The organism is Cryobacterium sp. PAMC25264 (assembly GCF_019443325.1).
Lineage (GTDB): Bacteria > Actinomycetota > Actinomycetes > Actinomycetales > Microbacteriaceae > Cryobacterium.
This window is the reverse complement of sequence record NZ_CP080383.1, coordinates 2,488,170-2,501,232: the sequence shown is the minus strand read 5'-3', so window position 1 is coordinate 2,501,232 and position 13,063 is coordinate 2,488,170. Positions and strand designations below refer to the sequence as shown.

The 13,063-nt window shown below is 69.7% G+C and carries 15 protein-coding genes and 1 tRNA gene; 11 read left to right on the top strand and 5 right to left on the bottom strand.

The annotated features are described in order from the left end of the window. Positions 1-55: 55 nt before the first annotated feature. Positions 56-634, bottom strand: a complete 579-nt coding sequence (locus tag KY500_RS11560; protein WP_219900706.1) for a 5-formyltetrahydrofolate cyclo-ligase — start codon at positions 632-634, stop codon at positions 56-58. A 51-nt stretch (positions 635-685) separates the two neighbouring features. Between KY500_RS11560 and galU the strand changes: the two genes are divergently transcribed. The 8 genes from galU (at position 686) to KY500_RS11520 (ending at position 7,078) form a co-directional block, all read left to right on the top strand. Continuing rightward, on the top strand, positions 686-1,579 hold the full coding sequence (gene galU, locus KY500_RS11555) for a UTP--glucose-1-phosphate uridylyltransferase GalU (RefSeq protein ID WP_066597235.1): 894 nt from the start codon (positions 686-688) through the stop codon (positions 1,577-1,579). Between the two features lie 63 nt (positions 1,580-1,642). Further along, a complete protein-coding gene (locus KY500_RS11550) occupies positions 1,643-2,302 on the top strand; it encodes a GNAT family N-acetyltransferase (RefSeq protein WP_219900705.1) in 660 nt (219 codons plus the stop codon). Between the two features lie 54 nt (positions 2,303-2,356). Further along, complete coding sequence (locus KY500_RS11545) at positions 2,357-3,346, top strand: hypothetical protein (RefSeq protein ID WP_219900704.1); 990 nt, start codon at positions 2,357-2,359, stop codon at positions 3,344-3,346. Between the two features lie 55 nt (positions 3,347-3,401). Beyond that, positions 3,402-3,477: transfer RNA gene (locus KY500_RS11540), tRNA-Ala, on the top strand. Between the two features lie 287 nt (positions 3,478-3,764). Next, entirely contained in the window at positions 3,765-4,178 is a 414-nt protein-coding gene (locus KY500_RS11535; RefSeq protein WP_219900703.1) for an ankyrin repeat domain-containing protein, read from the top strand. Between the two features lie 162 nt (positions 4,179-4,340). After that, positions 4,341-5,120 carry a hypothetical protein gene (locus KY500_RS11530; protein ID WP_219900702.1) on the top strand — a complete coding sequence of 260 codons (780 nt, stop codon included), beginning with the start codon at positions 4,341-4,343 and terminating at the stop codon, positions 5,118-5,120. Between the two features lie 104 nt (positions 5,121-5,224). After that, on the top strand, positions 5,225-6,361 hold the full coding sequence (locus KY500_RS11525; RefSeq protein ID WP_219900701.1) for a hypothetical protein: 1,137 nt from the start codon (positions 5,225-5,227) through the stop codon (positions 6,359-6,361). 498 nt (positions 6,362-6,859) lie between these two features. Continuing rightward, complete coding sequence (locus tag KY500_RS11520) at positions 6,860-7,078, top strand: hypothetical protein (protein ID WP_219900700.1); 219 nt, start codon at positions 6,860-6,862, stop codon at positions 7,076-7,078. 84 nt (positions 7,079-7,162) lie between these two features. Here KY500_RS11520 and KY500_RS11515 read toward each other — a convergent pair whose 3' ends face one another. The 4 genes from KY500_RS11515 to KY500_RS11500 all read right to left on the bottom strand — a co-directional run bounded on the left by KY500_RS11515 (position 7,163) and on the right by KY500_RS11500 (position 10,884). Next, entirely contained in the window at positions 7,163-7,834 is a 672-nt protein-coding gene (locus tag KY500_RS11515; protein WP_219900699.1) for a threonine/serine exporter family protein, read from the bottom strand. Further along, a complete protein-coding gene (locus KY500_RS11510) occupies positions 7,786-8,679 on the bottom strand; it encodes a threonine/serine exporter ThrE family protein (protein ID WP_219900698.1) in 894 nt (297 codons plus the stop codon). Before KY500_RS11510 ends, KY500_RS11515 begins: the two co-directional genes overlap by 49 nt. Before the next feature lie 83 nt (positions 8,680-8,762). Next, the gene (locus KY500_RS11505) at positions 8,763-9,956 is read right to left on the bottom strand and encodes an acyl-CoA dehydrogenase family protein (protein ID WP_219900697.1); all 1,194 of its coding nucleotides are present in this window, start codon (positions 9,954-9,956) and stop codon (positions 8,763-8,765) included. A gap of 10 nt (positions 9,957-9,966) precedes the next feature. Then, positions 9,967-10,884, bottom strand: coding sequence for a DUF4349 domain-containing protein (locus KY500_RS11500; protein ID WP_219900696.1), 918 nt, complete (start codon positions 10,882-10,884; stop codon positions 9,967-9,969). A gap of 163 nt (positions 10,885-11,047) precedes the next feature. On the opposite strand from KY500_RS11500, the gene KY500_RS11495 reads away from it, so the two are divergent. The 3 genes from KY500_RS11495 to KY500_RS11485 all read left to right on the top strand — a co-directional run bounded on the left by KY500_RS11495 (position 11,048) and on the right by KY500_RS11485 (position 13,063). Then, the gene (locus KY500_RS11495; protein ID WP_219900695.1) at positions 11,048-11,260 is read left to right on the top strand and encodes a hypothetical protein; all 213 of its coding nucleotides are present in this window, start codon (positions 11,048-11,050) and stop codon (positions 11,258-11,260) included. A 24-nt stretch (positions 11,261-11,284) separates the two neighbouring features. Continuing rightward, complete coding sequence (locus KY500_RS11490) at positions 11,285-12,169, top strand: alpha/beta fold hydrolase (protein WP_219900694.1); 885 nt, start codon at positions 11,285-11,287, stop codon at positions 12,167-12,169. A 105-nt stretch (positions 12,170-12,274) separates the two neighbouring features. Continuing rightward, on the top strand, positions 12,275-13,063 hold the full coding sequence (locus KY500_RS11485) for a GNAT family N-acetyltransferase (protein ID WP_219900693.1): 789 nt from the start codon (positions 12,275-12,277) through the stop codon (positions 13,061-13,063).

Here is a 13,063-nt window from a genome sequence, read left to right as displayed (position 1 = left end):
GTTTGTGAACACGGGTGGTTCGTGGCTCAGGCCGGCAGGTGCCGGCCGGGAAAGTCTAGAAGACGACGATGCGAGTAGGGGTAACGAGACCGTTCACCGGTTGGTCGTGCACCTCGCGCGGCACCTCGTCCATGTACTCATTGTCGTAGACGACGGCATACACCGGCGGGCATTTCTCCATCGAGCCGAGGGTCTTGTCGAAGTAACCGCGACCCCAGCCCATCCGTAGACCGGTGTTGTCGATCGCCGCGGCCGGAACGATGATGAGGTCGACATCGTTGATGGCGATGGGTCCGAGCAGTTCGCCCTGGGGCTCCGGCGCGCCGGAGATGCCCTGCACCTCGGTCTCTTCCTCGCCAACGGTCCAGTCGAGCAGGCCGTCGTCGCGCGACACCGGGAACAGCACCCGGATGCCGCGGGCCTCGGCCCAGTTCACGAACGGGCGCGTGTTGGGCTCGGTGGGGCTGGAGAGATAGCAGGAAATCGACCGGGCGGACAGGTCCAGCACGATGCTCTGCAGGTTTTCGGTGAACCCGGCGGTGGCCGCGTCGCGTTCAGCCGCCGTCATGGTGTGCCGGCGCTCCCGCAGCTCTGCGCGGAGCGCCCGCTTTCGGTGCTCGATGTCAGAATCCATACAAGTCATCCTAGGTGCGTAAGCCTTTCGGCTTGCCGCTAACCTAATGCCATGGTTACTCACATTACGAAGGCCGTTATTCCCGCTGCCGGTATGGGAACCCGGTTTCTGCCGGCAACCAAGGCCATGCCCAAAGAGATGTTGCCGGTGGTGGACAAGCCCGCCATCCAGTACGTGGTCGAAGAGGCCGTCGCCGCCGGGCTGACCGACGTGCTCATGATCACGGGCCGCAACAAGAACGCACTGGAGAACCATTTCGACCGGGTCACCGAGCTTGAGGCGGTGCTCATCCAGAAGGGTGACCGCGACCGTCTTGCCAAGGTGAACGAGTCGACCGACCTCGCCGACATGCACTATGTGCGTCAGGGCGACCCGCTGGGCCTGGGGCACGCCGTGCTTCGCGCCAAGATGCACGTGGGCAACGAGCCCTTCGCCGTGCTCCTCGGTGACGACATCATCGACGCCCGCGACCCCTTGCTCGACAAGATGCTCGCCGAGCAGATCGGCCGCAACACGAGCGTCGTCGCGCTCCTCGAGGTCGACCCGTCGCAGATCCACCTCTACGGTGCCGCCGCGATCGAGAAGACCGACGACCCCGACGTGGTGCGCATCACCGGCCTGGTCGAGAAGCCGTCGGCAGCGGATGCGCCGTCGAACCTGGCCATCATCGGCCGCTACGTGCTGCGCCCCGAGGTGTTCGACGTGCTCGAGCACACCGCGCCGGGCAAGGGCAACGAGATCCAGCTCACCGACGCCCTGCAGGAGATGGCGGTCAACCCGGAGACCACTGGCGGCGTCTACGGCGTCATCTTCCGCGGCCGCCGCTACGACACCGGTGACCGGTTGGACTACATCAAGGCCATCATCCAGCTCGCTGTCGACCGCGACGACCTCGGCACCGAGCTGCGCCCCTGGCTCAAGGAGTTCACCGCCACTCTCGAGTAGGTCGGACGCGGGCTAAGCTGCGACACATCATCGGGCCTCGGCCCCCAAGTAGACGGGCTCATCGTGCCGACCGCGATACCGACTCTCCGTGAGGGTGCAGTGACCCTGCGACCGATCCGCCTGCGCGATGCCCGCGCCCTGGAGCGTGAGCTGATGGCGAACAGGTCCTGGCTGCGCACCTGGGAGGCGACGAGCCCGTACGCGCCCATGTCCTTCGACACCCGGGCGAGCATCCGTAGCCTGCTCGCCCACTCGCGCGCCGGCAGCGGGCTGCCGTTCCTGATCGAGTACAACGGGGAGCTCGCCGGCCAGTTGAACGTCTCGTCGATCACCTGGGGATCGCTCTCCAGCGCGTCGATCGGCTACTGGGTGGGCGAGCAGTTCGCCGGCCGGGCGATCACGCCCACCGCGGTGGCGCTGGCCACCGACTACTGCTTCGCCCAGTTGGGGCTGCACCGGATGGAGATCTGCATCCGCCCAGAGAACGGGCCGTCGCTGCGGGTCGTGGAGAAGCTGGGTTTCCGCTACGAGGGCCTTCGCCGCCGGTTCATCCACATCAACGGCGCGTGGCGCGACCACTTCGCCTTCGGCCTCGTGGCCGAGGAGGTGCGCGGTGGGGTGCTGCGCCGCTGGCAGGACGGCCTCGTGCCGCCCGGAAACGCCACCGTGAACGAGTACGACCGGGCCGCCGCGCAGCATCCGTTGCAGGTGGCCGACAAGTGACACACCCCCTCGTAATCAGGGACGGAGGGGCGCGGGACTCATACCGTAGGGAGCATGAGTAGCGAAGTCCTGGGTGGGGGAGTGATGGTGGCCGTGGCCGCCGCGCTCTGGGTGACGTATCTCATGCCGACATGGGCGAGACGACGGCAGTATCTCGCCACCGAACGTAACGCCGTGCGGCTGCAGCAGACCCTGCGCATTCTCGCCGAGACGTCGGAAATCCCCCAGGAGGTACGCGTGGAGACCAACGCGCGCGGTGTGTCCGCCCAACGCAAACTGCTGGCCCAGGCGGAAGAAGACGCCCGGATCGCCTCCAAGGCCGCCGGCGACGCCGCCACGGCCGCCCGTCGTGCCGCGGTCCTGCGCGCTGCTGCAGCCCGGCCCAAGGCGCTCACCCCGGCAGGCAAGGCCCGCCGCCTGCGCGCCATGCGCGCCCTCTCGACCCTGCTGCTGCTCATCGGCCTGGTCAGCGCCGTCGCCGGGCTCACCCTGCTCTCTGCGGGCCTGTGGACCCTGCTGGTGGGCGGCCTCGTCGCCGCCGGAACGGCCGTCGCCGCGCTCGGCCGCCTGGCCAGCGTGAGCCGATCGGCTCGAGCCCCGCGCCAGGCGACGGATGCGGTGGCCACCGAAACCGGCCGCCGCGTGCCCCAGGGCAGCCGGGGCCAGCGCTTCGAACCCGTGCACTTCGAAGAGGCACCCGTGGCGGCACCGACCCCGTGGACCCCGCAGCCGTTGCCCAAGCCCCTGCACCTCTCACCCGGCTCGATCGCCCAGGCCGCGATGGCATCGGTGGATGCCGCCGCCCAGCTGCGCCAGGCGGCCGCCGAGGCCGAGCTGCAGCGCCGGGCGCAGGCCCTGGCCGAGGCCATCGCGCCGTCGGAAGTCACCCCGATCACCCGCCCGGTGGCCGCCCGCGCCGCCGCGGCCAAGGCGTCCCCGCAGGCCGCACCGAGCCGGTTCGCCAGCATGGGCATCGTCGGCGAGACCGAACCCGGCATGACCGACCTGGACGACGTGTTGCGCCGCCGCCGGGCCGTCGGCTGAGGACCCGCCCGGTTCGAAGCGGCAGCGCTCGCGTGATATTGTAAATACGCAGTCTGGGGCTATGGCGCAGTTGGTAGCGCGTCTCGTTCGCAATGAGAAGGTCAGGAGTTCGAATCTCCTTAGCTCCACCACTGAAGGAGAAGGACCGCAGCCCCCGGGTTGCGGTCCTTTTTCGTTTCCCCGGCCTTCCGTGCCGGTCCTGGGCCTACCTCCTGCAATTCGACGCCGCGCGGGCAGCGGATGCCGGAATCACGCGCGTGCGTCGGCACCCCGGAGAATTCTGCGGGAACTGTGCTCCCCCAAGGCCCGGGCTTGCCGGGCGGGTGGGGCGGAGGCGTTGGTTAGGATTGGGGGCACTGCCGGGGCCGGGCAGGCGGGGAGCTTGCGGTTCCACTGTTCGAGACAAGCGGAGACGATCATGACAGCGCACCAGGACCAGCCGGTGACGGCGCCTCCCGAGGAGGTCGTCGAGGGTGTCTTCGCCCTGGCGAGGGACGGCCGCACCGGCCCGCTCGGCGAGATGCTCGACGCCGGGGTGCCGCTCGACCTGGTCAACGGGCGCGGCGACAGCCTGCTGATCGTGGCCGCGTACGCGCAGCACCGGGACACTGTGCTGGAGCTGATCCGACGCGGCGCTGACACTGCCGTGGTGAACGCTATGGGCCAGACCGCCCTCGCCTGCGCCGTGTTCCGGGGCAACGAGGCGATCCTGCTCGACCTGCTTGCGGCCGGCGCCGACCCCGACCTGGGCAGCCACACGGGCATCCAGATCGCCGACCAGTTCGCCCTGCCGCGGATGCGCCAGGTCATCGAGGCCCACACCGGCACCTGACCGGCTCTCCCGCGCACTCGACAGCGGAGATCCCTCCTTCCCCGACGAAACGAAGGCGGAAGTCCGCACCTCGACTCGCGTATCCGGGCGTCGATGTCGGCGGGTGTGGTTACCGTGGTGGCACCTCGGTTGCGAGGTTCGGGCGGCGACGGGCGGATGCGGATGGACGAGGACTCGGGTGCGGCGGGCGTCGCCGTGCGGTTCCGCTGCGGGCACGGGGCGGATGCCGCCGAGGCACGCATCACCCTGCAACGAGCCTGCCCGCTGTGCATGCTGCTCGGCGAGACCAAGCGCAGCCGCGAGGAACTGCTCCGCCGCGCGGCGCCCGCCGGCCCGGCCGCCCTGGCCCAGGAGACCCGCATCGGAGCGAGCTACGAGTGGATCTGCACGCGCGGGCACTCCCGGTATGAGGCCACAGTGCGTCAGGCCCTCACCGGGCCCGGCTGCCCGAAATGCCAGAAGAACGCCCAGGCGCCCGCGGCCCGGCACGAGGGCGGGGTGCCGTTCATGAAGCCCGGCCTGAAGACCCGCACTTCCCAGGCGGAACAGAAGCTGCGGATGCTGCTGGGCGAGCGCATCCGGCTGCCGCACCGGGTGAACGCCATCCGGATCAACCGGAGCTTCTACGGCAAACCCGAGGTGTGGCCCGACATCATCATCCCGGGGCTGTTGGTGGCGATCGAATACGACTCGCCGGGGCGGGAGCGCACCGCTCACCGCGGTCTGAAGGAGGCCTCCGACCGCGAGAAGGACGCGGCCCTCGCCGAGGTGGGCTGGGCCGTGATCCGGGTGCGCGCCGACGGCCTGGAGCCGCTCGGACCGTACAGCATCGCCTGCGCCGGGGTGACCGCCCTGGTGATCGACGAGGTACTGCGGTTGCTCGTGCTGATCCGCGGGGAGGAGGCCGTGGCCGCCCTTATGCGAACAGATCCGAGTGGTTAGAGTGGGCCGGGTAAGACGCTCACGGTCGAGCAGAGGAGTCGAGTAGTTCGTCGAGCAGGGGGACGGCACGTGGGCACACTCTCGCCAATCGAAGGAGCCTGGTCGTGCTGCACACCGATATACCTACCCGAGACGACGTCGATACCCTGGCCGCGGTGCGGCAGCATCCGTGCGTCTCGGTTTACCTCAGCACCACCCCGCTGCCGCAGGATTCGGATAAAGCCCGGGTGGAGCTGAAGAACCGGCTCGCCGAGACGGTGCAGCAGCTGCGCGACGCGAACACCGACAAGAGCGTCATCGAGGCCGTGCAGGAGACCCTGGGGGACCTTGTCGAAGACTCCGACTTCTGGCGGTCCCTGTCGTACAGCCTGGCCATTTTCGCCACGCCCACCAGTGTGCGTACGTTCCGGCTGCCCAACCGGCTCAGCGGCGCCCTGGAGGTCTCCGACCGGTTCTATCTCAAGCCGTTGCTGCGAGCGGTCACCTTCCCGCAGGCGGCGTTCGTGCTCGCCCTGGCGCAGAACTCCGTGCGGCTGCTCGAGATCAGCGCAGAGGGCCCCGTCTACGCGGTGCCCGTGCCGGGTCTGCCCAGCGACGTGGCCAGTTCGGTGGGCCTGCCGTCGATCAGCGGCCGCAGCCAGGACGGCCACAGCATGAACGGGCGCATCCAGGGCAGCGAAGGTCAGAAGGTGCGGATGCGCCAGTACGCCAGGGCCATCGACCGGGCGCTCCGCCCGGTGCTCAGCGGACTCGACCTGCCCTTGGTGCTCGCCGCCGCCGAACCCCTTGCGGGCATCTACCCGTCGGTGAACAGCTACCCCAATCTCACCGAGGGCATCATCGCCGGTAACCCCGAGGAGACTCCGGACGAGGAGCTCGGCCGGGCGGCGCGGGGGATCCTGGACCAGCGCTACGCGGTCGAACTCGAAACCCTCAAAGACCGGATGGCTAGCCGGGCCGCGCACGGCCGCGCCGTCACCGACCTCAGCGACGTGGCCAGGGCGGCCACCTACGGCGCCGTCGAGACTCTCTTCGTGGACATCGACCGGAGCGTGCCCGGGGTGGTCGACGAGCAGACCGGGGCGATCACCCTCAGCGACACCGAGGACGCCGTGACGTATGGCGTGGTCGACGAGATCCTGCGCCGGGCGCTTCTGTCGGGCGCCGAGATCTTCGCGGTGCGGGCCGACGACATACCGGGCGGCGGAGCGGTGGCGGCCGGGGTGCGGTTCGTGGTCTGAGCCGCCGCGGACCGGAACCGGGCCGTCCGGCAGACCGGGCGAGAAAAACCGGTGCCGCCCGAAAACGGGCGACACCGGTGAGTCTGGCGGGTCGGGCGGATGCGCCCGGCCGGAAGTGGTCAGCGCTTGCGAGCCTTCTCGGTCTCAGCGGACTTGGCCTGCTTGTCGGCGCGCTTTTCCTTGAGCGACTTGCCGGCGACCTTCTTGGTCGCATCCTTCTTGGGTGATTTGTCAGCCATGTGTACTCCTTCGGACCCGGCCGTGCGGCCGGATGCTTTGACCCTACGCGGGTTCGGGACAAAGAGCATCTCGACGCGGCGGGACGGCCTCGGCGACTGCCCGAGCGGCATCCTGAGCGGTATCCCAAGGCGCGCTGCGCGTGCCCTGTGCCTTTTGATCGTGTCGACGTAGGCTGTCTGCGATGAGGCGCCTCGTCAGTGGGACGGGAAGGCGCAGGAGAGCCGGGAGATCATGAGCTCACAGGGAACATACAAAGCAGTGCTGTTCGGTCCGAACGTGATCGCGGCGGGCACCGAGGTGGAACTGCACTTCGCCAACGGAGAACACCAGGACGTCGTGGTGCTCGAGGCCGTCGAGGACGGCCAGAAGATCACCCGCACCTACAAGAAGGGCCGGGAAACGGAGGAGCCGATCCCGTACCGTTTCGTCGACGAAGACGTCAGCGACGAGACCGCCGAGGGCGAAGTTCCCAACTAGTCGACCTGAGTCACGCGGCAGGTGAGCGTCGCACGGCATCGCGGATGCGCAGCCGTGCGACGCCCTTGTGCGCCCTGGCCGGGGTTAGATGCGGGTGCCTGGGCCGGGGTTGCGGCCCAGCCGCACGGGCAGGGCCATGAGCGGACCGACGAAGCGGCGCTGCAGGCGCCGGCCCGGACCCCACACGTACTGCACGATCAGCTGTGCCAGGATGGCGCTGGCCGCCAGGGCCACGGCGATCGCGCCGGCGGTGAGCAGGTTGAGCAGCCCGTTGATGTCACCGTCGGACATCTGCAGCAACCCACGGAACAGTGCGAGACCCGGCACCAGCGGTACCAGGGCGCACACGATGATCACCAGCGGCGGGGTGCGCACGATACGCGCGCCGACCGCGGCGAGCAGCCCTGCCCCCATCGCGGCCGCTCCGGAGGACCAGACCAGCCCGAACCCTGAGCTCGTGGCGCCGAGGTAGATGGCCTCGGCCACGGCACCGAGCAGGGACACCACCCAGACCGCGCGCCAGGGCACCTGGGTGGCCAGGCCGAACCCGATCACGATCACCACGGCGGCGACCAGCTGGATAGCGAGGTTGCTCAGGGTGGGGGAGACGTCGGCGTTGATGCGCAGATCGAGGCCGAACCGGGCCAGCAGCAGCGAGGATCCGGCGACCCCGGCGACCAGGCCGCCGGTGATCAGCAACGCCTCGATCAACCGCGCGGTGCCGGTGAGATAGAACCCGGACAGGGTGTCGTGCACGGCGCCGAAGGTGGTGACCCGGCCAGGAGCATGATGATCGTGGCCACGACGACGAGCGACGGGGTGGCGGTGGGGTCGACCAGGGGCACGAACGCGGCGAAGAGCGGCCCGATGGCCCCGCCGACGACGGTCTGGTAGAACAACGGCACCCGCCGGTTGTCGAGCGCGGTGGTGAGCAGGTCGATCACGAACGCGGCGACGAAGGCGGCCAGGATCACGATCGGGCCACCGCCGATCAGCGCGGCCGCGCCGGCGCCGACCAGGCTCCAGCCGAACCGGCGGTAGAGCGGCGGCACCTGCGGCTTGGAGGAGACGATGGTGGCCAGGCGCTTGCGGGCCTCGGCGACATCCGTGGGCTCCTCGATGAGATCGGCGATGAGCTCGGAGGTGGCGGTGAGCTTGGCGTAGTTGAGGGTGCGGTATTTCACGTCGCGGCTGCGCGAGATGGCCTCGTGCGTGGACTGGTCCTCGTGGGTGAGGGTGATGATGGTGTGCGTGATGTTGGCGTCGGTGCCGCGCAGCCCGTAGGCGCGGGTGAGCGCGTGCATGGCCGCGGTGGCGTCCTCGGCGCCGGCGCCCGACGCGAAGATCACCTCCGCCAACCGCATCGTGAGGTCGAGCACCGAGCGGGTGTACGCGGCGATGTCGATCACCGGAACGGCGATCGTGGAGGTGCTCGGCGCATCCTCGTAGGCCCGCACGGCGGCGATGCCGCTGGCGTCGGCGCGCAGGATCGGGATGCTCGTGGTGACCGGTCGCGGAGTCGTGGGGTGCGGCGCCCGGTAGGGGGTGCGGGCGACGTTCACCGGTTCGGTGGGGGTGGGGGTCACCGCGGGGGTGGTCACGGGCGGGGGGGGGAACTGCAGTCAACGGGACAACTTCTACACTTCGAGGGTCGGGGATGCGGGTGGGGATGGGGTGGGCGCGGTCACTCATCGAGGGGACCGAGCCAGGCGGCGGCGACGGTGGCGTGGGCTGAGTCGGAGTTGGACGGGTGGAACAGCCCGGCCAGCACGTCGCGGTAGAGCCGGCCGAGCTCGTCGCCGGTGAAATAGCTGGCCCCGCCGTTCACGCGCACCATGAGGTCGACGACCTCCTTGGCGCTCTCCACGGCACGGTGCTTCAGGCCGGAGAGCCGGGCGAACCAGAACGGGCCGTGGTCGACGAGGGCGTCGACGTCGCGGGCGAGGGTGTCGATCTGCGGGTACAGGGCGTCCAGCAGCATCGCCGCCTGCGCGATGCGGCGACGGATGTCGGGATCCTGGCTGAGCGATCGGCCGTCGTTCTTGGCCGAGTGGCGACGCTTCGCCGCCTCGACGCCCAGCTCGATCGCCCGCTGCGCCAGGCCCGTGTACACGGCGGCGAGCAGGATCTCGAAGGTGGCGAAGATGCCGAAGATCAGTGGGTCGGCCACCGGGCCGGGCGGGAGCTTCCGCACCACCCGGTGAGGGGGCGCATACGCCGCGTCGAGCCGGGTGGTCTGGCTCTGGCTGCCGCGCATGCCCAGCGTGTCCCAGTCGTCGGACCGGGTGATGCCCGCCTCAGCGCGGTCGAGGAACGCCCAGACGATGAGAGGCCGACCGGGGTCGCTGGTGTCCAGGCCCATGGTGCCCAGGCTGGTCCAGACAGGGGAGAGCGAGGTGAACACCTTGGTGCCGGTGAACCGGTAGCCGCCGTCGGGCTGGGGTGCGGCATCCGTGCCCGACCCGAACAGCACCAGATCGTTGCCGGGTTCGCTGACGCCGAAACCGAAGATGGCGCCCGCTGCGGCCTCGGTGAGGACGAAGTCGAGGGCGCTGTCGCCTCGGTCGTGCATGGCTTTGGCCACGCCGGTCCAGACCAGGTGCATGTTGATGGCCAGCGCAGTGGCCGGGGCATGTGCGGCGAGCCGGGCCTGCTCGGCGGCCAGCTGCGGCAGGGTGAGGCCGAGCCCGCCGAACCGGGTGGGCACCAGGGCGCGCAGATAACCGGCCTCGGCGAGTTCGGTGACGTCGTCGAACGGGAAGGTGTTGGCGGCGTCGTGCGCCGCTGCGCGCGAGCGGATGCGGGCCAGGAGTTCGTCGTCGAGCAGCGCCGGTGGGGCGGCGGGGGAGGATGCAGCGGGACGGGAAGATTCTGTCACACCTGCAAGCCTACGTAGCCTTTCCCTTGCGGGTGAACAGGCGCACGATGAGAAACACGATCCCGCCGAAGACGGCGAGGATCGCCAGCCACGGTAGGGCGAATCCGATGCCCACCAGGAGGCCGCCGAGCGCCACCACGAGGGTGTCCCAGCCGGCCACGATGCCGGTCCAGAAGTTGTCCGGGGCACCGGGGGCGACGGTACCCGTGGAGTACAGCTCGAGGCTCACGGTGGAGTACTCGACCTGGTCGCTGAGGTAGTCACGCTGCGAGCGCATGCTCTCCAGCTCGGCCTGCCGGGTGGAGAGCTCGCCTTCGATGGCGACCAGGTCGGTGGTGCTCGTGGCCTGCGTCATGAGCGCCAGCAGCCGGTCGACGGAGGTGCTCAGCGCGGTGATGCGAGCGTCGAGGTCCTGGCTCTGCTGGGTGACGTCGGAGGCGTTCAGCGACACGTAGTTGACGGTGCCCAGAGCGCGGAGTTCGTCGAGGGTGCGGTCGAGGTCGCCGGCGGGGATGCGCAGCGACAGGTTGGCGCTGGCGGCCTGGTTCTCGGTCTTGGGGTTCTCGGTGCGAGAGTCGACCCGGCCGCCGGCCTCCTCGACGATGGTGACGGCGGCCTCGGCCGAGCCGATCGGGTCCTCCACGGTCACCGACACCGAGCCGGTCGTGATCACGGACCGGTCGGCGCTGGCCGCGTCCCCGGCGGCGGCCTCGCCGGGCGCGACGAGCTGACCGGGCGCGGTGCCGGCATCCATCGACTCGGCGGACTGGGCGCTCAGGCTGTCGGAGCCTGAGGACGTGCAACCGGCCAGGAGAACGGCCGCGAGGATGACCCCGGCGGCCAGGCCGAGGCGGGGGCTACGGCGTCGCGGGCGGGCGCGGTCGGTGCTGCTGGTGGCCGGGCTGGCTGTCTCCGGGGTGTGGCTCATGGCCCCACTGTAGGGTCGGGCCGCATCCGGAATCTGGGTGGATTCTGGGAGTCGGATCACAATCGAGTCTCGGTCCGGGCGGGCATCGTACGCTCGACGTGGCGCCGAAAACGTGCGGCGCCGATGCCCGATCACCGATTCAGTTCGTGTTCTAGGAGGAACCATGGGATTCGCAGACGACGCCAAAGATGCCCTCGCGGCCACCGGCCAGAAGATCGGACGCGCCGCCGAAGACGCCAAGGAGCGCGTCTCCGACAAGGTTGACGAGGTCCAGGCGGACGCCGAGGTCAAGAAGGCCGAGGGTGACGTGAAGCGCGCCGAAGCCGAGCGTGACGCCACGAAGGCCAAGAACGACTACAAGGAAGAGTTGCGCTAGACAGAGCGGAGCAGACGCCGCCTGATGCCGCCCAGCGAGGGTGAGGGGCCGGCGCCGACGGGATGGTTCCGTCGGCGCCGGGCCCCGCGTCTGAACATCCACTCCGACACCGGCTCCGGCCCGGTCGTGATCCTGGTGCACGGCATCGCCTCCACCGCGGTCACCTTTCGCAAGGTCGTTCCGTTGCTCGCCCCGAATCACCGGGTGATCACCGTCGACATCCTCGGCCATGGGGCGTCTCCGAAACCGGCCGGCTGCGAATACACCCTCGACGATCACGTCGCCGCGCTCGCCGCGACCATCCAGCACCTCAGGCTGCGCCAGCCGTTCGTGCTCGTCGGGCACTCGCTGGGCAGCCTCATCGCCACCCGCTACGCCTCCGAGCGCCGCTGGTTCTCGCCGTCGGGCAGCCGGGTCTCCCGGCTGGTCCTGGTGGGCCCGCCGATCTACCTCTCGCCCACCGACATCGGCGACCCCTGGGTGCGCGCCAGGGTCACCGCGTACCTGCGCGCGTACGAGTTCCTGCGGGCGAACAAGGACTTCACCCTCGCCAACGCCGCCGTGCTGGCGCGCCTGCTGCCCAAGGGGATCCTTGAGCTCACCGCGGAGAACTGGACACCGTTCGTGAAGTCACTCGAGCACTGCATCGAGTCGCAGACCATGGTGAGCGACATCGCCAGTCTGCACGTGCCCGTCGACCTGATCTACGGTGCGCTTGATGCCTTCGTCGCGCCCGGCAGCCTCCGGGTGGTCGAGCGGATGCGGCACGTCACCACTCACCGGGTTGAGGCCAACGACCACATCGTGCGCAGCCGCATCGCCAAGGTTCTGGTGCGGGTGATCGACGGTGCGCCCGGACCGGTGACGGGCACCTCGGGCGGTCCGACGCCGGCCGAGGTTTCGGGCTGAGACGTCACGAGTGCCCGGGCCGCTTGTCTGGGCCGTGAACGGCGCCTCGACCGAGGGAACGGGACCGAGTTGCCGGGGAACCGCGGTGCTGCCAGCATGGATCCGATGACACGTGCCACGGATTACCTGCAGGCCTACGACGCTCAACTCCGCACCGATGCCGAAACGCCCAGCGCGCTCAGCGTCGCCCGACTGGGTCCGCTCCGGTTGGTGACCTTCGCTGGAGGGCGAGGCTTCATCACCTACCAGGATCTCGACGGCGCCGACGCACCGGCTATCGCGGGTCTGGTGGCGGCGGCGCTGGAGCACTTCCGGGCCGACCGGGAGATCAGGACCGTGGAGTGGAAGAGCCGTGGTCACGACCGGGCGCCCGGGCTGCACGCGGCTCTGCTGGCGAACGGGTTCTCCGCCGACGAGCCGGAGTCGATCATGATCGGCCCGCTGGAGGCACTGTGCCGCAACGCTCCCACCCCCGCCGACGTGACACTGCGGCGGGTCACCGCCGAGGCCGACGTGCGCGCCATGAGCGCGGCGGTCGACGAAGCATTCGGGGAGGCCGTCGACACCCGGATGGCCCAGGCGCTGCTTGAGCGCCTCGCCCGTGACGACGGAATGGAACTGTGGGTGGCGGAGACCGACGGCCGCATCGTCTGCGGAGGCCGCCTCGAACCGGTCCCCGGTACCGACTTCGTCGGCATCTGGGGCGGCGCCACCCTCCCGGCCTACCGCGGCCGCGGCATCTACCGTGCCCTGACGGCCGCTCGTGCCCGTTCCGCGCTCGCGCTGGGCAAGAGGTTCGTGCACAGCGACTCCACCGAGGACTCGCGGCCGATCATGGAGCGATCCGGGCTCCTCCGTGTGTCGACGACCACGCCGTACAACTGGAACCGGTAA